Origin of the sequence: Pseudomonas sp. BCRC 81390, from assembly GCF_030341915.1 — a bacterium.
GTDB lineage: Bacteria > Pseudomonadota > Gammaproteobacteria > Pseudomonadales > Pseudomonadaceae > Aquipseudomonas.
Genome location: NZ_JATAAG010000033.1, coordinates 120,637 through 142,107 on the forward strand (window position 1 = coordinate 120,637; position 21,471 = coordinate 142,107).

22 protein-coding genes are annotated in these 21,471 nt (G+C 62.2%); 10 read left to right on the top strand and 12 right to left on the bottom strand.

Annotated elements, in window-relative coordinates:
* Nucleotides 1–41: 41 nt before the first annotated feature.
* Together QSV36_RS12835 and QSV36_RS12840 are read right to left on the bottom strand one after the other, a co-directional pair.
* The gene (locus QSV36_RS12835) at nucleotides 42–872 is read right to left on the bottom strand and encodes an AraC family transcriptional regulator (protein WP_289132058.1); all 831 of its coding nucleotides are present in this window, start codon (nucleotides 870–872) and stop codon (nucleotides 42–44) included.
* A gap of 47 nt (nucleotides 873–919) precedes the next feature.
* Nucleotides 920–1,843 (bottom strand): LysR family transcriptional regulator, encoded by a 924-nt coding sequence (locus QSV36_RS12840; protein ID WP_289132060.1) that lies wholly within the window; start codon nucleotides 1,841–1,843, stop codon nucleotides 920–922.
* 104 nt (nucleotides 1,844–1,947) lie between these two features.
* Here QSV36_RS12840 and nfsB point away from each other — a divergent pair, with 104 nt between their 5' ends.
* The 3 genes from nfsB (at nucleotide 1,948) to QSV36_RS12855 (ending at nucleotide 3,629) form a co-directional block, all read left to right on the top strand.
* Nucleotides 1,948–2,601, top strand: a complete 654-nt coding sequence (nfsB, locus tag QSV36_RS12845; RefSeq protein WP_200626111.1) for an oxygen-insensitive NAD(P)H nitroreductase — start codon at nucleotides 1,948–1,950, stop codon at nucleotides 2,599–2,601.
* 144 nt (nucleotides 2,602–2,745) lie between these two features.
* Nucleotides 2,746–3,195: an Xre family toxin-antitoxin system antitoxin gene (locus QSV36_RS12850; protein ID WP_225777285.1), complete on the top strand. Its 450-nt coding sequence runs from the start codon at nucleotides 2,746–2,748 to the stop codon at nucleotides 3,193–3,195.
* On the top strand, nucleotides 3,192–3,629 hold the full coding sequence (locus QSV36_RS12855; protein ID WP_289132063.1) for an RES family NAD+ phosphorylase: 438 nt from the start codon (nucleotides 3,192–3,194) through the stop codon (nucleotides 3,627–3,629). The genes QSV36_RS12850 and QSV36_RS12855 overlap by 4 nt, the downstream gene beginning before the upstream one ends.
* Before the next feature lie 5 nt (nucleotides 3,630–3,634).
* Here QSV36_RS12855 and QSV36_RS12860 read toward each other — a convergent pair whose 3' ends face one another.
* Entirely contained in the window at nucleotides 3,635–4,789 is a 1,155-nt protein-coding gene (locus QSV36_RS12860; protein WP_289132064.1) for a cysteine desulfurase family protein, read from the bottom strand.
* 194 nt (nucleotides 4,790–4,983) lie between these two features.
* Entirely contained in the window at nucleotides 4,984–5,910 is a 927-nt protein-coding gene (locus tag QSV36_RS12865; RefSeq protein WP_170029332.1) for a LysR family transcriptional regulator, read from the bottom strand.
* Nucleotides 5,911–6,050: 140 nt separating this feature from the next.
* Between QSV36_RS12865 and QSV36_RS12870 the strand changes: the two genes are divergently transcribed.
* On the top strand, nucleotides 6,051–7,280 hold the full coding sequence (locus tag QSV36_RS12870) for an acyl-CoA dehydrogenase (protein ID WP_289132066.1): 1,230 nt from the start codon (nucleotides 6,051–6,053) through the stop codon (nucleotides 7,278–7,280).
* Between the two features lie 88 nt (nucleotides 7,281–7,368).
* Here QSV36_RS12870 and QSV36_RS12875 read toward each other — a convergent pair whose 3' ends face one another.
* Nucleotides 7,369–8,163 (bottom strand): OBAP family protein, encoded by a 795-nt coding sequence (locus QSV36_RS12875; protein WP_289132068.1) that lies wholly within the window; start codon nucleotides 8,161–8,163, stop codon nucleotides 7,369–7,371.
* Between the two features lie 172 nt (nucleotides 8,164–8,335).
* Between QSV36_RS12875 and QSV36_RS12880 the strand changes: the two genes are divergently transcribed.
* From QSV36_RS12880 to QSV36_RS12895, 4 genes are all read left to right on the top strand, one after another.
* Nucleotides 8,336–8,704 carry a histone-like nucleoid-structuring protein, MvaT/MvaU family gene (locus QSV36_RS12880; protein ID WP_289132069.1) on the top strand — a complete coding sequence of 123 codons (369 nt, stop codon included), beginning with the start codon at nucleotides 8,336–8,338 and terminating at the stop codon, nucleotides 8,702–8,704.
* Between the two features lie 140 nt (nucleotides 8,705–8,844).
* Entirely contained in the window at nucleotides 8,845–10,245 is a 1,401-nt protein-coding gene (locus QSV36_RS12885) for a PAAR domain-containing protein (protein ID WP_289132071.1), read from the top strand.
* On the top strand, nucleotides 10,226–10,642 hold the full coding sequence (locus QSV36_RS12890) for a hypothetical protein (protein WP_289132073.1): 417 nt from the start codon (nucleotides 10,226–10,228) through the stop codon (nucleotides 10,640–10,642). Before QSV36_RS12885 ends, QSV36_RS12890 begins: the two co-directional genes overlap by 20 nt.
* Nucleotides 10,643–11,047: 405 nt before the next feature.
* Nucleotides 11,048–11,239: a hypothetical protein gene (locus QSV36_RS12895; protein ID WP_289132074.1), complete on the top strand. Its 192-nt coding sequence runs from the start codon at nucleotides 11,048–11,050 to the stop codon at nucleotides 11,237–11,239.
* Nucleotides 11,240–11,443: 204 nt separating this feature from the next.
* Here QSV36_RS12895 and QSV36_RS12900 read toward each other — a convergent pair whose 3' ends face one another.
* From QSV36_RS12900 to ribBA, 7 genes are all read right to left on the bottom strand, one after another.
* The gene (locus tag QSV36_RS12900; RefSeq protein ID WP_289132076.1) at nucleotides 11,444–12,508 is read right to left on the bottom strand and encodes a TerC family protein; all 1,065 of its coding nucleotides are present in this window, start codon (nucleotides 12,506–12,508) and stop codon (nucleotides 11,444–11,446) included.
* A 180-nt stretch (nucleotides 12,509–12,688) separates the two neighbouring features.
* Nucleotides 12,689–13,990 carry a substrate-binding domain-containing protein gene (locus tag QSV36_RS12905; RefSeq protein ID WP_289132078.1) on the bottom strand — a complete coding sequence of 434 codons (1,302 nt, stop codon included), beginning with the start codon at nucleotides 13,988–13,990 and terminating at the stop codon, nucleotides 12,689–12,691.
* A gap of 384 nt (nucleotides 13,991–14,374) precedes the next feature.
* The gene (locus QSV36_RS12910; protein WP_289132080.1) at nucleotides 14,375–15,523 is read right to left on the bottom strand and encodes an ABC transporter ATP-binding protein; all 1,149 of its coding nucleotides are present in this window, start codon (nucleotides 15,521–15,523) and stop codon (nucleotides 14,375–14,377) included.
* Nucleotides 15,524–15,542: 19 nt separating this feature from the next.
* The gene (locus tag QSV36_RS12915; RefSeq protein ID WP_289132081.1) at nucleotides 15,543–16,352 is read right to left on the bottom strand and encodes an ABC transporter permease; all 810 of its coding nucleotides are present in this window, start codon (nucleotides 16,350–16,352) and stop codon (nucleotides 15,543–15,545) included.
* A 6-nt stretch (nucleotides 16,353–16,358) separates the two neighbouring features.
* Nucleotides 16,359–17,276, bottom strand: coding sequence for an ABC transporter permease (locus QSV36_RS12920; RefSeq protein WP_289132083.1), 918 nt, complete (start codon nucleotides 17,274–17,276; stop codon nucleotides 16,359–16,361).
* A complete protein-coding gene (locus QSV36_RS12925; protein WP_289132085.1) occupies nucleotides 17,273–18,298 on the bottom strand; it encodes a polyamine ABC transporter substrate-binding protein in 1,026 nt (341 codons plus the stop codon). Before QSV36_RS12925 ends, QSV36_RS12920 begins: the two co-directional genes overlap by 4 nt.
* A 256-nt stretch (nucleotides 18,299–18,554) precedes the next feature.
* Nucleotides 18,555–19,676 (bottom strand): bifunctional 3,4-dihydroxy-2-butanone-4-phosphate synthase/GTP cyclohydrolase II, encoded by a 1,122-nt coding sequence (gene ribBA / locus QSV36_RS12930; RefSeq protein ID WP_289132086.1) that lies wholly within the window; start codon nucleotides 19,674–19,676, stop codon nucleotides 18,555–18,557.
* 78 nt (nucleotides 19,677–19,754) lie between these two features.
* Between ribBA and QSV36_RS12935 the strand changes: the two genes are divergently transcribed.
* Nucleotides 19,755–20,048, top strand: coding sequence for a DUF1330 domain-containing protein (locus QSV36_RS12935; protein ID WP_225777299.1), 294 nt, complete (start codon nucleotides 19,755–19,757; stop codon nucleotides 20,046–20,048).
* A gap of 93 nt (nucleotides 20,049–20,141) precedes the next feature.
* Nucleotides 20,142–21,471 (top strand): IS3 family transposase gene (locus QSV36_RS12940; RefSeq protein ID WP_289132088.1). Its coding sequence is split into 2 segments (ribosomal slippage), with 1,328 coding nucleotides annotated over them: nucleotides 20,142–20,615 and nucleotides 20,618–21,471; the frame shifts between segments, so codons are not numbered across the junction. This gene is flagged as partial in the annotation.

Consider the following 21,471-nt stretch of genomic DNA (forward strand, 5'->3'; position numbering starts at 1 on the left):
CTCCGGATGAACGAAGCACCATGTTGGCTGGCTGCCGCCGTTCAGTCTGGAAGGTTTGAGCAGCGCTTGCGGTAGTCGGCTGGAGTCAGCTGGTAGGCGCGACGGAACCAGCGCCCCAGGTGGCTCTGGTCGGCAAAGCCCAGGGCCATGGCCACCTCGGTGGGTGTCTGGCCCTCGGCGAGCAGGCGCCGCGCACGAGCCAGGCGCAGCTGGATCAGGTAGGCGTGCGGCGCCAGGCCATATGCGGCCTTGAACGCGCGGGTCAGGCGGAAGCGGTCGATGCCACAGGCCTGGGCCAGGTCTTCCAGGCCAATGTCGCTCGCCAGGTTGGCGTGCAGATAATCGCGCGCACGCTGCGCGGTCAGCGGCAGGCGCGGATCGGGGTTGAGGCGTCGGCGCCAGTGCAGGTGGCGGGTCAGGCAGGCCAGCAGGTCGTCCATGGCTGTCTGGCGCACGATGCGCCAGTCCTGCCCGTGCACGGCGCGGAAGGCGAGGGCGGTGGCCCGCGCCAGGCATTCATCGTGGCACAGGGTATCGGCAAAGCTGGGCAGGCTGTCGCCTGGCACGTGCTCGAACAGCGCCCGCAGTTGCTGGTCCAGCCAGGCGGGCTGCAGATACAGCGTCGAATAGGTGAAGCCTTCCGCGGTCGGTGCCAGGCCGTCATGGAGGTCGCCGGGTTCGAGCAGAAACACCTGCCCCGGTGTGCTGCGGTGGCGTACCCGGCGGCAGTTGAACTGCTGCACACCCTGTTCGGTCACGCCAACCAGGAAGCTGTCGTGCCAGTGCGGATCGTAGGCATGCCCGACGAAATGCGCGCGGACCGACTCGATGCCGGTGTCGGCGTCCTGTTTGAGGTCGATCCAGTTGCTCATGGGGGCGTGCCGTAACGGAAACCCCTACCTTAGCGTAATGACCCGGCTCAGTCTGGAACGATTGTGCAGCCGTTGCTCAGGGCCCGGGTGCGCAGGGCCTCGAAGCGTTCGCGCAACCACAGGTGCAATTGCACGACCACGGGGGTGAGTTGCTTGCGGTGCGGGCACACCAGGGTGACCGGAGCGGCCTCGCCGAGGTGCTCCGGCAGGATGATTTCCAGTTCGCCGGCGACCACGTTGGCACTCACGTCCAGCCACGACTTGTAGACGATACCTTCGCCTTGCAGGGCCAGGCGGCGAATCACGTCGGCATCGTCGCTGACCAGCGGCCCGCGCACCTGCACGGTACGGTTGCCCACCCGCCATTTGTCGTAGACCCGGTTGTGCTGCATGTACAGCAGGCAGGCATGCTCCTGCAGGGCTTCAGGAGTGAGCGGGCGGCCATGGCGGGCCAGATAATCGGGCGAGGCCACCAGCACCCGGCGGTTCCAGTCGGCCAGTGGCAGGGCAATGTAGTTGGCGTCCTGGTTGAGGCCGTAGCGGATGGCCACGTCCACCGGGTCGCGGTTGAGGTCGGCGATCTGGTCGGAGAGGAAGAAGCGCAGGTGCAATGACGGGTGCTCACGGCGAAAGGCGCTCAGCCACGGCAGCAGCATGTTGCGGCCCAGATCCGAAGGTGCCGACACCTGCAGCGTGCCACGCAGCACGGTGGAGCTGCCATGCAGGTCTTCACGGCCCTGGCGCAGGCTTTCCAGCACATTCACTGCGGTCGGCAGATACAGCTCGCCTTCGGCCGTCAGGCGCAGGCTGCGGGTGGTGCGGGCAAACAGGCGCACATCGAGGTCACGCTCCAGGCGCTTGATCGCGGCAGCCACCTGGCCGGGTAACACGTCGGCCTCGTGGGCGGCGGCGGTGAAACTGCCCAGTACGCTGCTGCGGACGAACAGTTCGAGGTCGGCGATGCGCAGCATTTTCACTCCAGGCGTTAAAGTGTTGTTGCATTGTGCCGGTTTTTCTTTTTTGCAGGGAAGATAGGATGGCCAGCAAATCCCTCGTTGATTCCAGGAGTTGTTGCATGGATACCGTCTCGCTGGCCAAGCGCCGCTACACCACCAAAGCCTATGACGCCTCGCGTCGCATTCCCCAGGCCACTGTCGACGCCCTGCTCGAGCAACTGCGCCACAGCCCGTCTTCGGTCAACTCGCAGCCGTGGCATTTCATCGTCGCCGACAGCGCCGAAGGCAAGGCGCGCCTGGCCAAGAGCACTGCCGAACGCTTTGCCTACAACTCGCCGAAGATCCTCGATGCGTCACACGTGATTGTGTTCTGCACGCGCACCGAGATGAGCGAGGCCCACCTGAACGCAGTGCTCGAGCAGGAGGCAGCGGATGGGCGCTTCCGCGATGAGCAGGCGCGTGCCGCGCAGAACCAGAGCCGCCGGCACTACGTCGACCTGCACCGTTTTGACCAGAAAGATTTGCAGCACTGGATGGAAAAGCAGACCTACCTGGCGTTCGGCACGGCCATGCTGGGGGCTGCGGCCCATGGCCTGGACGCGACACCGATCGAAGGCTTCGACAGCAAGATCCTCGATGCCGAGCTGGGCCTGCGCGAGCGTGGCTTCACCAGCGTGGTGCTCCTCAGCCTGGGGTATCGCAGCGAGACGGATTTCAATGCCGGGCTGAACAAGTCGCGCTTGCCGGCTTCGCAGGTGTTCACCTTCCTGTGACATGGCCGGGGGCCGCTCAGCGGCCCCTGCAAATTTATCAAGCTCACGTTTACACGCTCACGCGCTCAACCGCTCGACAACCGGGTTGGCAACTATTCGGCAAATACCGCATACTTGTCGGCAAACGCCGGAAAGGAGCTTGCCATGCTTGCCGAAGTGCTTCGCGACAACGGTTACCACGAGTACCGGGCGCGCCTGCATGCGTTGCTGGAAATCCCCGAGCTTGCCAGTGATTTCGAGATCCACACTCGCATCACCCATGGGTTTGCCGCCACCTGGCTGGTAAAGCTGACCGAGCTCGGGGTATTCACGCCAGTGGAGCGTGACCAGATCATTCCCCTGCGCACCCTGAAGTCGCGCATCGAACGTGACCAGCCACTGACCGTCGAGGAAAGTGACCGGCTGTTCCGCTCGGCGCATATCACCGCCATGGCCGAAGCCGTGTTCGGCGACGCGGCCAAGGCCAAGCGCTGGCTGTCCAAGCCCAAGGAGCGCTTCGCGGGGCTGACGCCGATGCAGATGCTCACTACCCAGCAAGGTACTACCCAGGTCGAGGAAATGCTGCTGCAGATCGCCGAAGGCTTTGGCTTGTGATCCTGTGGCGAATCAGCGCCTATGCCGACCTGAGCGGAACTGGCGGTCTGCGTGTCAGCGGCCACTGGCACCAGGCCGGGCGGCCGGTGGTCTATGCCGCCACCAGCCCGGCCGGTGCCATGCTCGAGGTGCTGGTGCACCTGGAGATCGACCCCGAGGATTTCCCCACCACCATGCGCTTGCTGCGCATCGAGTTGCCCGACACGGTTTCGCAGGCACAGCTGCCACCCTTGCAGCCTGGCTGGTCAGCGCAGACCGAACTTACCCGCGGTTTGGGCAATCGCTTCCTTGATGACTGTTCGGCGTTGCTGCTGCCGGTGCCCAGCGCGATCATGCCCAGAACCACCAATTACCTGTTCAACCCGCGGCACCCGCAGGCGCACAGTGCCAGGCTCGAAGTCGAGGACTTCACCCCGGACAGCCGGCTGTTCTAGGCGGCTTACCAGAATGCCGCCGAAGCCGCCGCCAGCACCCCGGCAAATACTTTGATCGCGGTGTCCACTTCAGCCTCGGTGCTGAAGCGGCCGATGCTCAGGCGCACGCTGTTGCGTGCCCGGCGTTCGTCCAGTCCGATTGCCAGCAGCACGTGCGAGGCCGCCTTGCTTGCCGAATTGCAGGCAGAGGTGGTCGACAATGCCAGTTCGCTGGCCAGTGCGACACTGTTGAAATGCGGGTTGTCGATGCACAGGTTCAGCGTATGCGGAATGCGCTGCCGGGAGCAGCCATTGAGGGTGACGCCAGGCAGCGCCAGCAGGCCTTCGCGCAGGCGCCCGGCCAATTGCGCGAGGCGGCGGTGCTCGCTGTCGCCGGGCTGGCCGGCCAAGGCAAAGGCGCTGCCCATGCCGACGATCTGGTGGGTCGCCAGGGTGCCAGAGCGCAAGCCCTGTTCATGCCCGCCACCGTGCATCTGCGCGCACATCAGCGGGCGGGCGCGCGGCCCGACGTAGAGCGCACCGATGCCCTTGGGGCCATAGACCTTGTGCGCCGAAAACGACATCAGGTCCACGGCCATCATATTCAGGTCGATGGCCAATTTGCCTACCGCCTGCGCCGCATCCACGTGCAGCAGGGCGCCGTGGGCGCGCACCTGTTCGCCAATCGTAGCAACGTCAGTGAGCGTACCCAGCTCATTGTTGACCGCCATCAGCGACACCAGGCGCGTGTCGGCGCGCAACGCCGCCTGCACCGCTGCAGGCTGGATCAGGCCGGCGGCATCTGGTGCCAGGCGGGTAACGGCCCAGCCCTGGCGCTCCAGTTCGGCCACGGTGTCGAGCACGGCCTTGTGTTCCAGTTGGCTGGTGATCAGGTGCCCGGGCTGGCCGAGGCCTTGGGCGATGCCCTTGAGTGCCAGGTTGTTGGATTCGGTCGCGCCTGACGTCCAGACCAGTGCGTCAGCCTGCGCGCCGACGCGTTCGGCCACTTGCTGACGGGCCTGCTCCACAGCCTGGCGGGCGGCCTGGCCAAAGGCATGGCCGGTGGATGCCGGGTTGCCGAAGTTGGCCTGGCTGCCGAGGCAGGCGAGCATGGTTTCGATGACCCGGTCGTCGACCGGAGTAGTGGCGGCATAGTCGAAATAGAGCGGGGCGCTAGGCATTGGGGCGGGTCCGTGTTGTTGCCGTGATCTTGGCGTTCGTTGGAGCAAGCGTACCCGCCGCTTGGGCGATGGTTTTTGCTTCTTGCGCCGACATTTTCCGGATCGTTAAATGGGTATTTCTACCTCAAGCAGGATTAGTAGAAAATTTTTCTCTCGCCAGCGTAGGTTTGGCCCCAATGCCATTGGCAACCCCTTCAGGCGGGCGCCAGCGCCTTTTCCTCCTCGGCCACGACGCGCTCGCACAACTCGGTGATCTGTTCGCGCATCCAGCGGTTGGCCGGGTCCTGGTCGGTGCTTTCATGCCAATACAGGTGGGTCTCCAGCGCCGGTACTTCCACCGGCAGTGGCTGGTAGCGCAACTGATGGCGGCGGGCAAAGCGCTCGGGAACGGTCATCGCCATGTCGGTCTGCTGCAGCACCTGCGAGGCCATCAGGTAATGCTGCGAACGCAAGGCAACCTTGCGTTGCACGCCCATCTTGCCCAGAGCCAGGTCGACATAGCCCAGGCCGTTGCGGCGGCTGGAGATATGGATATGGGTCATGCCCAGGTAGCTTTCGAGGGTCAGCTTGCTGTCTGCCAAAGGATGGCCCTGGCGCAAGGCGCAGACATAGCGGTCTTGCATCAGTTTGATGTGGCGTACCTGCGGGTCGGTATTCAACGGCGCGTCAATGGCGAAGTCCAGGCGCCCGGCGGCCAGTTCCTTGGTGGTCTCGCGGCGCTTGCACAGGAAGCTTTCGATCAGCACCGCCGGGGCCAGGCGGCGCAGGCGCTGGAACAGCGGCGGCAGGATGACCGCCTCGGTCAGGTCGGTCATGCTGATGCGGAAGGTCTTGTTGGCCTGTTGCGGGTTGAAGATGCGGCTTTCCTGCACCGAAGTGCGCAGCAGCGCCAGGGCGTTGCGCACCGGGCCGATGATGTTCTGCGCCATGGGCGTGGGCACCATGCCTTGCGCGGTGCGCACGAACAGCGGGTCGTTGAAGGTTTCGCGCAGTCGCGAAAGGGCGTTGGACACCGCCGGCTGGGTGATGCCGACAATCTGCCCGGCGCGGGTCAGGTTGGCTTCGGTGTAGATCGCATCGAACACGATGAACAGGTTGAGGTCGACCTTGCTGAGGTTCATGGGCGCCGCTCTTTGTTGGAATTATCGGCCGATCATATATCGGTTATGAATGTTTATACACACGGAAAATAGACTAGGTGGATGGGGGCTTGCTGCTCTAGGCTCTGCCCCATGTACTTCGAACCGTGAAGGTAGCCCCGATGGATTTCGCCTATTCGCCCAAGGTCCAGGCACTGCGCGAGCGCGTCAGCGCGTTCATGGACGCCCATGTCTACCCCGCCGAGGCGGTGTTCGAGCGCCAGGTCGCCGAGGGCGACCGCTGGCAGCCCACCGCAATCATGGAGGAACTCAAGGCCAGGGCCCGCGCCGAGGGGCTGTGGAACCTGTTTCTGCCTGAATCGGAATACGGCGCCGGGCTGAGCAACCTGGAATATGCCCCGCTGGCAGAGATCATGGGCCGCTCGTTGCTTGGGCCAGAGCCGTTCAACTGTTCGGCACCGGATACCGGCAACATGGAAGTGCTGGTGCGTTATGGCAGTGAAGCGCAGAAGCGCCAGTGGCTGGAGCCGCTGCTGCGCGGCGAGATCCGCTCGGCATTCGCCATGACCGAACCGGACGTGGCGTCCTCGGACGCCACCAACATGGCGGCCACGGCGGTGCGTGACGGTGACGAATGGGTGATCAATGGCCGCAAGTGGTGGACCTCGGGTGCCTGCGATCCGCGCTGCAAGGTGATGATCTTCATGGGCCTGTCCGACCCACAGGGGCCACGCCACCAGCAGCATTCGATGGTGCTGGTGCCGACCGACGCACCCGGGGTGAAGATCGTCCGGCCGTTGCCGGTGTTCGGCTACGACGACGCGCCTCACGGCCATGCCGAAGTGCTCTTCGAAAACGTGCGGGTGCCGTACGAGAACGTCATCCTCGGCGAAGGCCGCGGCTTCGAGATTGCCCAGGGGCGCCTTGGCCCGGGCCGGATCCACCATTGCATGCGTTCGATCGGCATGGCCGAACGTGCACTGGAGCTGATGTGCAAGCGCGCGGTGGAGCGCACCGCGTTCGGTCAGCCTCTGGCGCGACTGGGGGGCAACGTCGACAAGATTGCCGACTCGCGCATGGAAGTCGACATGGCCCGGCTGCTGACGCTGAAAGCGGCGTACATGATGGACACGGTCGGCAACAAGGTGGCACGCAGCGAGATTGCGCAGATCAAGGTGGTGGCGCCGAACGTAGCGTTGAAGGTGATCGACCGGGCGATCCAGCTCCATGGCGGGGCTGGGGTGAGCGGCGACTTCCCGCTGGCCTACATGTATGCCATGCAGCGTACCCTGCGCCTGGCCGACGGGCCGGACGAGGTGCACCGGGCGGCAATTGGCAAGTATGAAATCGGCAAGCACATGCCGGCGCGCACGGGGCACGGCGAGCGATGATCTCGCCGGCCTGTGCTGCCCGCTGCCACCGGCGGGGCACAGCGACACCGGTGGCAGCCGGCTTTCCGCCAGGAAGCACGTCGCAAGGCTAGCGGCTGGAGCGGCTGTTGGCGTCTTCCGGTGTTGCCTGGGTGGGGCGGTGGAGGTGAGCGCCGGTCGGGTCGATGAGCTGGATCACATCGCCCCGTTGCCAGCCGTTGGCCTGCGGGTCTGGTGCGGGTAGCGCGATGTCGGCCCGTTGCGCCTTGCTCGCGGCCGTATCGATGCCCAGGCGCCGGTTGCGTTGCTCGACCATCGCCGGGTTGGCCTGGCCATCGGCGGTAAAGCCCATCATCAATTGCGGAACGCCGAGCGGCAGCGCCTTGTCCTGGTCGGTATGCCAGGTATGCCAGGTTTTTCCATAGGTATGCGCCAGGCGCTGCATCAGCGCATGTTCTGCCGCTGCGGGGATGCCTGGTGCAACCAACTGGCCAGACGATACTTCATAGCCATGGCTGTGCCACATGGCTTTCTCCTTTGCCGGCAATTGGCTGAACAGCTTCTGGTCGATGATGTACTCGACGCCCATTATCTTGGCGCTACGGGTATTGCCGTCGTAGATCACGCACTGGATGACATCCTCGTTCAACAGCGAGCAGTAATGGTGGGCTTCCATCTGAATATCGGGGTGGCCGTTGTAGAAGTGGAAGCCATCCAGATAGGCGTTGAGCGCTTCGATGGGGGGCTTGTCCTGCAACAGCGCTGCGCCTGCCTCCAGCAGTTTGGTGGTTCCGGACTCGGGGTTTCCGGGGGCGTCGACAGGCGATACTGTTCGGGGCGTCGAGCAGCCCCAGAGGGCGAGACAGGCGACTGAAAGGCTCAGGCAGCAGGTGATGAACTTCATGTAATCGGTCTCCATGGGGTGTGGGCAGAAGACCGCTGCTTGGTGCATTACATTGAATTCACGAGACGGGCGGTACTGCGGGTGCAATAGCGTGGAACTTAGTCCTTGGCCGGCTGCACTAATCCGTTGTCAATCCAGACAACCCAGGCCGTCCTGAGGAAGGTACCCCCTAATGTCTCGTCTTGCAGAATTCCGCCAACTGGAACAGAAACTGGCTGCTCAACTTGCCGAACTGGAAGCCATGAAAGGCAGCCCCGAATTGCAAAGAGAAATCGAGTTTGAAACCAAACTGCGCAACTTGTTGGCCAAGTATGAGTTCAGCCTGCGCGATATCATCAGCCTGCTGGACCCGCAAGGCGGTCGTCGCCCGGCGCAGCCCGCCGTTGCGCCGAAAGCCAGGCGTCGCGCACGCCAGGTGAAACAGTACAAGAACCCGCATACGGGGGAGGTGATCGAAACCAAGGGCGGCAACCACGCGAAGATGAAGGCCTGGAAAGCTGAACATGGCGCTGCTGAAGTTGAGAACTGGCTGGTTCGTTAGGGTGCCCAGGCAGGTGAAACCAGGCGAAACTGCAAGCTTGGCCAGCCCGTAGGAAACTTCTGATTTTTGACTCCCTGCCGTCGAAGTCCCCGTGCGGATGCTAGGTTTCCATCCCTGAACCAGGTACAGGGAACTTGTGGATGCGCGTCAGTCTGGAGGGAAGAGGGCAGGCAGTCGATGGTGATGTCACCACTACGGGTGCTGTCTGTATTGCGACGAACGCCGGCTATCTCGTCGAGGGCCGAATGGTGCTTCGCGAAGGTGACCGCACCACGGCATGCCCACTCTGCGGGCAGGTGGGCACTGTCGCCGAAGGCGTGGACCATTTTATTTCCGGCGGCCAGCGGGTGGCCGTGGACGGTGCGCTGGTGCTCTGTGGCTGCCCGCCGGGCAGCAATCGGGTCGTCGCACCGTTGCATGAGGCACCACCGTCCACGCAGCCTGTTGCGGGCTGGGGTAATACCCACTTTGCCGAGCCGTCAAACGACGTCTACCCCGAGTCTTTCTCCCAGCCGCTGGCAAGTGCGCTGCCCGATACGCTGGAGCCCGGGTTCTACGTAGTGCCACGTCGCATGTCGTTCGCGCAGGTGCTGCTGCAATTGGCCGAGCACGATGCCACCTTGCCAATCTCACGGCTGCAACGGCTCAACCCGACGTTTGAACAGGGCTTCAAGGCGGGGGAAATCTTCGTCATCGGTGACCCTGACAACGGTGATGCTTGCACCCGCGAGGAAGGTCAGCTGATGGCGGCGGCCGAGCATGCGCGCCGTGCGCTGGCAGTGCTCGATTTCGCCGAAGCGGACTTCATGATGGAGCATCAGGCTGAAATTGCGGGTCTGCTCAGCAATGCCAGCCAGTCCATGGGCGTGGGCAAGGACATGCTGGAACAAGGACTGAAGCAGGTCAGCAGTACCTTGACCAGTATCGAACAACTGCACCAGCGGGAGTTCATGCGCCATGGCCATCTGAACAGCCCGGGCTTTTTCGCCGAACGGCGACAGTTGCTGCAGCAGCTGGATGGCCAGTTGAAAGTGGCGTTTCTTAACAAGCAACTGGACCTGGGCAACTACGAACGGCTGAAGAAGAGCTTGAATATTTCGACCAAGAGCCTCGTGCATCATTGGTCGAAGGCGGGCGGGCCGGGGCAGATACCGGGGTATGCGACGCATTTGGACAAGGTGGCGCGGCTTAGCAAGTACCTCAAATATGGCGGCCATGCGGCGGTGGGGCTGGGCGGTTTCTCATCTTACTTAAAGGTTCAAGAGGTTTGTCGAGCTGGAGAAACCGAGGGCTGCAAGGCCGTGCGTCTGATAGAGGCTGGGAGTTTTAGCGGCGGTGTTGTCGGCGGAACGGCAGGTGGCTTAATTGCAGGCTTGGTCATTCCTCCCGTGTGCGCCTTTCTCGCTGTTGGAACAGCAGGTTTTGGCGGCGCAGTATGTGGCGTCGCCCTTGTCGGAACCGGCTCCCTGGCTGGGGGGTTGGCTGGTGGAAACGTCGGTGAGTTTGTAGGTGAAAAGATTTATGAATCCCTCGTTCATTAATCTGGCCAGCTGGCCGCTGGAAATTCAATTGATATTCTTAATTGTGCCATTTGTCTTGTGTGTTGTGGGTCTTGCAATTAACGGCTATGTCGCTTTGTCAAGAGAGTTTGAGGTGATTGATTCTTTTATACAAGACAATGCCTATTTGGAAGGCATAAAGCGCTGCTGGGGTATCGCTACCTATCGTGCCCGATGGAGGGTGGTCTGCGCTGTTTGTGGGTTCCTGACTTTTCCTTCGCTGCATTTAAAGGCTGGCGTTGTGAAGGCTGAGGAGATTGAAATCTTTCCGTTAAGGCTGCGGCGTAAGTTGGTTGTTTCAAGTTGGTTGGTAATAGTGGGTTCAGTATGGCTGGCGATCGCTTGCGCGATGGTGAAAACAACGGATATGCCTCGTTGAGGCGGGTAGCTTCGGTGCCAGAGGAATGGCTGCAGAAAGGCAGGGCGGAAGAACTTTGATGATTCAGCGGGAGAGCTTAATTTTGAGTGGCTGTGGGATTGAAGTTGCTGGTTGGCAACCTCTCGCCAAATTAATACTGCTATTAAGCCCTTTTGAGTAGCACTCAAGCGGATGCTGAAAGTCTCGGCGTGGCTGACCATAGTCGGTCTGGTCTGGATGGTAGTTACCTATGTTTGTATGACAGTGTAGTTGCTCCGTTGCGTTATGGATTTTTCTGCTGCGTTGGTTAACCATTTAATCCTGACTGGGCTAAAACTGCGCTTTTCTAGCTGCCGGAACAGTGGGGAAACGTCGGTGCGTATGTGGGGGAGACATTTATTAATGTTGTGTTGACTGATCTGACAAATGGCTGACTTTGACAGTTGGCCGCCGCTATTTAAGCTGGCATTCCTGATTGGGGCGTTTGCTATTGGGTTCTTAGGTCTTGCTATTAATGTGCAAATCGCGGTGTCTCGCGATTATAAAGTCGCGTTGTCCGCTATCACAAGCAACCCTTATCTGGAGCAAATGAAGCCTGTTTGGGGGGAGGAAGCCTGAGGTCCCGCTGTTTGTTGTTAAGTACGGTGAGCGCCTTGGTTGCGTTTCCCAAGCTGCACCTATATATGGGCTGGCTTGATGAGCAGGAGCTGAAGGACTTTCCGCCGTGCTTGAAGCGAAAGATGATTATTGCGTTGTGGATGATTCTTATTGCGCTGCTTTGGTCGTTGATGGGTTACCTTATGATTAAAGGGTAACGAAACCTCAGACCCGCATCTGCGGGTCTTCCTCTTTCTGCTCGATTGTACGATTGGAATTTGCAGGTTGTTCGACTGACTGATCTACGACAGCCACCTTCTCGCCCCGCGTCTTGACCAACGAAACCACCACCCCACCCAACAGTAGCCCGAACGTCACCCCCAACGACAGCAGCGCCGGCACCTTGCCCACCATGCCGTGGTAGAAAATCTTGCAGCCAATGAAGATCAGCACCATCGCCAGCGCGTACTTGAGGTAAACGAACCGGTGCATCAGCGCCGCCAGCGCAAAGTACAGCGAGCGCAACCCCAGGATGGCGAAGATGTTCGAGGTATAGACGATGAACGGGTCCTGGGTAATCGCGAAAATCGCCGGCACGCTGTCGACGGCGAACACCAGGTCGGCCAGTTCAATCAGCACCAGCGCCAGGAACAGTGGGGTGGCATGGCGCAGCGCCTTGCTTTGGCCGGGCGGAGCAAGGCGTACGAAGAAATGCGCGCCGTGGATCTGCTCGGTGACCCGCATGTGCCGCCGCACGAACTTCAGGATCGGGTTGTTGGCCAGGTCCGGCCGGTGGTCTTCCTTCGACAGCGCCATCTTCACCCCGGTAAACAGCAGGAAGGCGCCGAAGAGGTACAACACCCAGGCAAAGTTCTGCACCAGCGCCGCGCCCACGCCGATCATGATCGCCCGCAGCACGACCACGCCGAGGATGCCCCAGAACAGCACGCGGTGCTGGTAGCGGCGGGGGATGGCGAAATAACTGAAGATCATCGCCATGACGAACACGTTGTCCATCGACAGCGACTGCTCGACCAGGAAACCGGTAAAGAACTCCAGCGCCGGTTGTGCGCCCAGGTAATACCAGACCCCGAGGCCGAACAGCACGCCGACGCTGAAATAGCCTGAATACAGCAACAGGCTTTCGCGCATTTCGATTTCCCGGTCGTGGCGGTGCAGCACGCCAAGATCGAGCACCAGCAGGCCAACGACGATAGCCACGAACAGCAGCCACAACCAGGCGCTGGTACCGAGGAACGGGGTGGTGAGAAATGTGTGTAGAGCTGTCATGAGCCCCTCCTTGAATGTCGACGTTGCATGGCAACAGTGATCCGACATGGCGGCCTGGCAGCCGTCAGAGGGGCCCGGTATCACATGGTCTTGAGCCTAGACCTGATTGCCGGAGATGCCGAATGGCGAGCTGTTACATTTTTTTGCCGGGAGCTGTGCAACGCCGAACCGCAGCGGCGGTCAGTTCACCCACACCTCCACCCGGCGGTTGCGCAGGCGGCCTTGCTCCCGTTCGTTCCCTGCCACCGGTAGTTCATCGCCCATGCCCATTACCTGCAGCACCTCGACACCATCGCGCGCCAGCTCGCGGCGTACCGCCTGAGCGCGCAGGCGGGAGAGCAGGGCGGCACGGCCGGGGGTTTCCTTGGGGTCGCCAAACCCCACCAGCACTGCCTTGCCGTTCAGCTTGCCGGCCTGGCGCAGGTACTCGGCCACCCGCTGCACATCGCGCAATGCCTTGGTGTCGAGGCTGGCGCTGCCCTCCTGGAAGCGAAAGTTCACGCTCAACCGCTGCGCTTGCTGGGCCAAGGCACGATAGCGCGGTGGCATGTCGGCCAATGGTGCGACAGGCTGGGCATTGATCTGCTGCGAGACGAAACCCTGCTGGGCGACGATCGCCTGGCCGGCCGGGCTCTGGGCGAAGTCTGCCAGGGCCTTGGCCTGCGGTTTCGGATTAGCCGGCAGGTAGAAATACAGGCGCCGCGACAGTGGATAGTCTTCACTGGCCACCAGCGCGCGCTCGGGGAGCATGGCCGGCGCGTCGCCTTCGGCCACCGCCAGCACCTTGGCCCGGTGCACGGCCGGCAGGCTGCTGAAACCGATGGCCTGGCGGTCGGCGCCGACTTGCGCGGCCAGCTCGTCGCTGGACTCGAAGCGCTTGGCCGTGGCCGACAACGTTTCGTGCTGCGGTTCCAGCACCAGCGCCTTGAAGGTTTCGTAGGTGCCGGAGCGGTCGTCACGGGCGTAGAGATGGATGGTGCCACCGGCAATGCCCAGCTGCTCCCAGCGCTGTATCTGCCCGGAGAAGACCTGTGCCAGTTGCGCTGTAGTGAGTTGGGGTAGCGGGTTGTCGGGGTGGACGATGACCGCGACGCCATCGAGGCCGATCACCTGCTCGGCGGCGGCACCGCGCAGGTCGCCAAGTGCGCGCAGCTGGCCCGCCTCGCTGTCGTTGATCGGCCGCGAAGCGGCGGCCAGGTCGGCCTCGCCCCGCCCCAGGGCGGTGAAGCCGGTACTGGAGCCGTGGGCGGCGATATCGACGCGTATCGGCTGCCCTTGGCTGTCACGCGCAGTGATGACGGTTTCATTGGCCAGTTGCCCGGGGTGCTGTTCGACCGCCGTGGCGTGTCGGGCGCGCAATTGCGCCTGGATCAACGCCGGCAGCAGCGCTGCGCCGATAGTGTTGGATCCCTGCACCCGCAGGTGCTCGGCGTGGGCCGTCAGCGGAAGCAGGGAAAGCAGCAAGACAAGCAGGCGGAGCATGCCGGTTAGCCCAGTGGCATAGAGTTGGCCGGCAGATTACGACAGTGGCGTGATGATAATGTGACAGCTGGTAGGCGATACTTGCTGATGTCTGCCACCCAGCGTTACCGGGGCTGCTGAGCAGCTCATCGGCGGCAAGCCAGGTCTCATAGGTACGGCGTCAGCGCGAACCCGTGGTAGGAGCAACGGTCTTGCTCAATTTCTGAAAGCTGGCGCGGTCCCTGTGGGAGCGGGCTTGCCCGCGAAGCAGACAACGCGGTGGCTGCCACCGGCTGTGCCGGTGATCGCGGCTGAAGCCGCTCCTACGGGAATAGCGCCAACTGTAGAAGCGGATTTATCCGCGAAGCAGGCAGCGCGGTGGCTGGCACCGCCTTGCCGGTTATGTCAATGCGCCCCGGCGGATTTGCTCAAGTCACTCTCGGCCCATTCGGTGTAGATGCAGGCATCCGCCACCGCCCAGCGCACCTTCACGGTATCGCCCGGCTGCATCGGCATGCCCGCAGCCGACAGCGCCTTCACGGTCAGCTCGGTACCGCCCGCAGTGACGACGTGGCAAGTCTGGCTTTCGCCCAGGAACAACACCTCGCCAACCTTGGCGCTGACCTCGTTCCAGCCCGCCGGCAGCGGCTCGCGTGCGGCCTGCTCGGCAGTCAGGGCCAGGGCCTTTTCCGGGCGCACCATGATCAGCGCCTCCTGCGACGCGGCCAGGCCCGGTGTCAGGCGGATTGCCACCGGCTGCCCTTCGAAGCTGCCTGCGCCGTTGCTGCTGGCCTTGATCCGCAGGAAATTGGAATTGCCCAGGAACGAGGCGACGAAGGCATTCGGCGGGTTCTGGTACAGGTCATAACCGGTGCCCAGGCCGACGATCTTGCCATGGCTGAAGATGGCGATGCGCTGCGACAAGCGCATGGCTTCTTCCTGGTCATGGGTGACGTAGACAATGGTGATGCCCAGGCGCCGGTGCAGCTGACGCAGTTCGTCCTGCAGGTCTTCGCGCAGCTTCTTGTCCAGCGCGCCCAGGGGTTCGTCCATCAGCAGGATGCGTGGCTCGTACACCAGCGCCCGGGCGATCGCCACGCGTTGCTGCTGGCCGCCGGACATCTGCGCCGGCTTGCGGTGGGCGAACTGCTCCAGTTGCACCAGCTTGAGCATGGCGTCGACGCGCTTGCTGGTCTCGGCGGCGCTCAGCTTGCGAATGGCCAGCGGGAAGCCGATGTTGTCGCGCACATTCAGGTGCGGGAACAGTGAATAGCGCTGGAACACCATGCCGATGTCGCGCTTGTGCGGCGGCACGTTGACCAGCGATTGGCCGTCCACCAGGATTTCGCCGCTGCTGGGCGTTTCGAAACCGGCCAGCATCGACAGGGTGGTGGATTTGCCCGAACCGCTGGAGCCAAGAAAGGTGAGGAACTCGCCATCCTGGATGTCCAGGTCGAGGTTATCGACGGCGGTGAAGTCGCCGTAATGCTTGTTCAGGCTGCGCAGGCTGACCAAGGTCTTGCCTGGCACGTTTTCTTTCATCACTGCACTCATTATTGTTTTCTCCGCGCGCTCAGGCGTTGACTTCGGTGCGCCGGCGCAACGCGGCGGCAATGAACATGACAAGCAGCGACAGGCCGATCAGCAGGGTCGAGGCCACGGCAATGACCGGGCTGAGGTCCTGGCGCAGGGTGGTCCACATCTTCACCGGCAGGGTCTGCAGGTCGGGGCTGGCCATCATCACGCTCAGCACCACCTCATCCCACGACACCAGGAACGCGAACAGGCCACCGGCGATCATGCCCGGGCGAATCGCCGGGAAGGTCACCTTGAAGATCGCCTGCAGCCGCGAGGCGCCGCAGATCACTGCGGCATCCTCGATCGACTGGTCGAACAGCTTCAGCGAGTTGATGATCGAGATGATGGTGAAGGGCAGGGCGACAATCACATGGCTGACCACGAAAGCGAACAGCGTGCCGGTGTAGCCAAGCTTGAGGAACAGCGCGTACACCGCCACCGCGATGATCACCAGCGGCACGATCATCGGCATGGTGAACAGCCCGTACAGCAGTTCGCGGCCGGGGAAACGGCCACGCACCAGGGCGAACGCGGTAGGCAGGCCCAGCAGCACCGCTGCCACGGTAGTCAGCAGTGCCACCTTGAGGCTGGCCAGCGCAGCGTTCATCCATTCCGGGTTGGAGAAGAACTGGCCATACCATTTGAAGGTCCAGCCCGGCGGCGGGAACACCAGCCACTGCGACGAGCCGAACGACAGCAGCACGATGAACACCACCGGCAGCAGCAGAAAGGCCGCGATCACTCCAGTGGTCAGGTACAGGCCAGTACGCAACGGGCGGCCCATGGCATTGGGAGACAGGAGCATGGCGGTTTACCTCGCGTTGCCAACCGGCGATTCCGGCTGCAGCTTCAGGTACAGGTAGAAGAGCACCAGGGTGATGACCACCAGCAGTGCGGCGGCGGCGCTGGCCAGGCCCCAGTTGAGGAAGGACTGCACCTGCTGGATGATGAATTCGGGCAGCATCATGTTCTGCGCACCGCCCAGCAGGGCGGGGGTGACGTAGTAACCGAGCGACATCACGAACACCATCAGCGCCCCGGAGAACAGCCCCGAGCGGCATAGCGGCAGGAACACCTTCCAGAAGTTGGTCCACGGGCTGGCGCCGCAGATCGAGCCGGCCTGCAGGACCATCGGGTCGATGGCGTGCATGGTGGCCTGCAGCGGCAGCACGATGAACGGGATCATGATGTAGCTCATGCCGATCACCACGCCGGTCAGGTTATGCACCATCTCCAGCGGCGCATCGATGATACCCATGGCCATCAACGCCTTGTTGATCACCCCCGAACTCTGCAGCAGCACCAGCCACGAGTAGGTGCGCGCCAGCAGGCTGGTCCACATCGACAGCAGCACGATGTTCAGCAGCCAGCGGCCCCAGCCTTTGGGCACCAGGGTGATTGCCCAGGCCAGCGGGAAACCCAGCAACACGCTGATCAGGGTGACCACGCCGGCCACCGAGAAGGTGTTGAACAGCACCCGCGCATAGGCCGAGTTGGCGAACAGTTGCTCGTAATTGCCCAGCCCCGGCGTCGGCTCCAGCACCCCGCGCAGCAACAGGCCGGCCAGCGGGGCGAAGAAGAACAGGCCAAGGAACAGCAGGGCCGGCAGCAGGTTGCGGCTGCCTTTCCAGCGCTGGCTCAGGCTGACGCGGCGCGCGGCCGTGCCCGGTGTGCCGGTGCCCATGGGGGCACCTTGTGCGCTATGCAGGGCGTTGATGGCGACTTTCATTTGACCAACCACTCATTCCAGCGGGCTGCGATGGCCTGGCCGTTCTTGGCCCAGTAGGCGAAGTCGAGGGTGACCTGGTCCTGGGCGTAGGCGGTGGGCAGGTTCTGTGCAAGGTCCTTGTCCAGCTTGGCCACGCTGTCGACGTTCACCGGCGCGTAGGCAGTCTTGTTGGCAAATTCGGCCTGGCCTTCGGCGCTGCTGGCGTTGGCCAGGAACTTCATGGCTGCGTCCTTGTTCCTGGCGCCCTTGGGCACGACGAGAAAGTCGGCCATGACCAGGTTTTGCTTCCAGCTCACGCCCACCGGCGCACCGTCCTGCTGCAAGGCGTAGACGCGGCCATTCCAGAACTGGCCGAGCGAAGCTTCACCCGAGGCCAGCAGCTGCTGCGACTGGGCGCCCCCGCCCCACCAGACGATGTCCTGCTTGATGGTGTCGAGTTTCTTGAAGGCGCGGTCCAGGTCCAGCGGGTAGAGCTTGTCGGGGGCTACGCCATCGGCCAGCAGGGCCAGTTCCAGCACGCCAGGGCTAGGCCATTTGTACAGGGCGCGTTTGCCCGGGTAGGTCTTGGTGTCGAACAACGCCGTCCAGTCCAGTGGTTTGTTGGCGCCGAGCTTGCCTTCGTTGTAGCCGAGCACGAAGGAGAAGAAGAACGAACCGACGCCGTGATCGGAGACGAAGCGTGGGTCGATCTTGTCGCGTTTGATTTGGTTGAAATCGAGGGGTTCGAGCAGGCCTTCGCTGGCAGCCCGCAGGGCGAAGTCGGCTTCGACATCGACCACGTCCCACTGCACGTTGCCACTTTCGACCATGGCCTTGAGCTTGCCGTAGTCGGTGGGGCCATCCTGCACCACCTTGATGCTGGTGGCCTTGGTGAAGGGTACGGCCCACGCTTCTTTCTGGGCGTCCTGGGTGGTACCGCCCCAACTGACGAAGTTCAGGCTGTCGGCAGCCTGGGCGGCCTGGCAGGCCAGGGTCAGCAGGCTGGCGGACAGCACTGCGGTTACACGTTTGCTCAACAGCATGGTTACGCCCTCGTTGCTTTTGTTATTCGAGGCGGGGCTTGTGGTGCGCCCGCCAATCGTGTTCGGGGAGCCGCTAAAACAAGGTGTCTGATGGCCGTTTGTAATTGTAGGAGCCGGCCGGCAGATTTAAGGTCTACGGGATATCATATTATGGTATTCCAAACTTTTGGCAAGAGGTATGGGCTACCGGCCATCACTCCATCCCGTACGGGAGCGGCCTCGTGTCGCGAAAGGGCCGCTCTTGCAAGGCTCCGTATCAGCCCACCAGCCCAGGCTCGAAGGGAATGCTCTGCACCACCTCCAGTTCGTACCCGGCCAGCCCCGCATATTTCAGCGGAGGGCCCAGATGACGCAGCTTGCCGACACCGAGGTCCTGCAGGATCTGCGCCCCGGTGCCGACCTCGGAGTACACCTTCGATTGCCCTCGCTGGTAAGGCCGCACCGGGTGCGTGAGCTGCGGTACGCGTTCGAGCAAGGCCTGGGAGGACTCATGGTTGGCCAGGATCACCACCACCCCCGCGCCTTCCTCGGCCACTTTCTGCAGCGCCGCCCACAGCGTCCAGTTGGGCGGCCCGGCGTATTCGGCACCGACCAGGTCGCGCAGCGGGTCGATCACATGCACCCGCACCAGGGTCGGTTGCTCGCGGCGGATGTTGCCCATGACCATGGCCATGTGCACACCCCCTTCGATGCGGTCCTCATAGGTGACCAGGCGGAAGCTGCCATGCACGGTCGGCAGTTCGCGTTCGCCGATACGCTTGATGGTCTGTTCGGTACTCAGGCGGTAGTGGATCAGGTCGGCGATGGTGCCGATCTTGATGCCATGCCGGGCGGCGAATACCTCCAGGTCGGGGCGGCGGGCCATGGTGCCGTCGTCGTTGAGCACCTCGACGATCACCGAAGCCGGGGTGAAACCGGCCAGGCGCGCCAAGTCGCAGCCGGCTTCCGTGTGCCCGGCGCGGGTCAGCACGCCGCCTTCGCGGGCGCGCAGGGGGAAGATGTGCCCCGGTTGCACCAAGTCCTCGGGGCGGGCGCCGGGGGCCATGGCGGCGGCCACGGTGCGCGCCCGGTCGGCGGCGGAAATACCGGTGGTCACGCCGCTGGCCGCTTCGATCGACACGGTGAAAGCGGTGCTGAACACGCTGCCGTTGGCCGGTACCATCTGTTCCAGGCCCAGGCGCTGACAGTGTTCTTCGGTCAGGGTCAGGCAGATCAGGCCACGCGCTTCGCGGGCCATGAAGTTGATGGCCTGGGCGTCGCAACGCTCGGCGGCGATCAGCAAGTCGCCTTCGTTTTCCCGGTCCTCGTCATCCACCAGCAGGACCATCTTGCCCTGCCGGTAATCGTCGAGAAGTTCCTCGATGCTGTTGAATGCCATGTTGCACGCTCACGATGATAGGGTGATTATTATGGTATACCATCATACATAAATATCGCCGTAACAGGAGAGCAGCGCATGAAGGCCTACTGGATCGCCCATGTGGACGTGACCGACCCCGAGCAATACCAGCAGTACACCCAGCGCGCCCCGGCTGCCTTCCAGGCGTTCGGCGGCCGCTTCCTGGCCCGTGGCGGGCGCAGCGAGGCGCTGGAAGGGCGGCCTACCCCTCAGCGTAGCGTGGTGATCGAGTTCGATTCGTACGAGCAGGCGTTGGCGTGTTACCGGTCGGCGCTGTACCAGGAGGCATGCAGCCATCGCCAGGGGGTGGCGAAAGCCGAAGTGATCATCGTCGAAGGGGTCGAGTCCTGAGTTGGATTTGCGGCCTCTTCGCGGGTAAACCCGCTCCCACAGGTTGGACTGCCCCCAAGAAGTTGGACACCAATCCAACCCTTGGGGGGATCTATGAGTAAGTACACCGAGCAATTCAAGCTCACAGCGATCACAGCCTACCTGGATGGCAGCAACGGTTTCCGAAAGGTGGCTCAACACTTAGGTATCGATTTCAGCCTGCTTCGACGCTGGGTGGCCAGATATCAGGCCAATAATGGCATTGGTCCAGGCTCGCATGGGCGGCGCTATACCAGTGATTTCAAACAGCAGGTGCTCAGTTATATGCGCGAGCATCGGCTTTCGCTGCGCCAGACCGCTGCCCACTTTGGTCTTGGGCAGTCCTCTCAGATAGGCATTTGGCAGCGGCAGTACTACAGTGGCAGTCCTGCACCCTCTACTGCCATCAAGCCAAGAAAGCCAATCGACGTGTCGAAGAAGATCAAGCCTGTCAAACCCACCGATACCAATGATGATCAGAAGTCTCGAGATCAGCTGATGGCTGAACTTGAGTACCTGCGCATGGAGAATGCTGTCCTAAAGGAGCTCAAGGCTCTGCGCGAGGAAAAAGAACGAATACGCGGGAAAAAGTCCTGATCGTTTCCAAACTCAAGCGCAGGTTTCCTTTGCCTGACCTCCTTCAGTTGGTCGAGCTGGCGCGCAGCACCTTCTACTACCAGCTCAAAGCTCAGCAGAAGCCAGACCGGCATGCTGAGCTCAAGGCATTGGTGCATCGTGTCTATCACGAGCAGAAACGGCTCTATGGTTATCGCCGTATCGCACTCGTAATCAGGAAGGAAAAGCGGGTGAACAAAAAGGTCATTGAACGGCTGATGGCTGAGCAGGGATTGAAATCAGTAGTGCGCCCCAAGAAATATCGCTCCTATCGAGGTACCGTCGGCAAAGTGGCAGCGAATGTGCTGGAGCGAAATTTTGTCGCTCAACGCCCAAACCAGAAGTGGGTAACTGACGTAACCGAGTTCAAAGTAGCTCAACAGAAGCTCTATCTGTCGCCCGTGATGGATTTGTACAACGGCGAAATCGTGGCCTACGAAATGGCCAGCCGCCCGTGCTATAGCCTGGTTGGGAACATGCTTGGCAAAGCGCTCGATTGCCTGGGAGAGAAACCGAAGCTCGTGCTGCATTCGGATCAGGGGTGGCATTACCAGCAGGCGCAATACCGCCGTAAGCTAAGCGAATGCGGGATAAAGCAGAGCATGTCTCGAAAAGGCAATTGCCTGGACAACGCGGCCATGGAAAGCTTCTTCGGCACGCTCAAATCTGAGTTTTTCTACCTGAAGCGTTTCGAGAGCATTGATGAGCTGAGAGCGGGTCTGGATGAGTACATTCACTACTACAACCATGATCGCATCAAGCTGAGGCTCAATGGCCTGAGCCCTGTGGA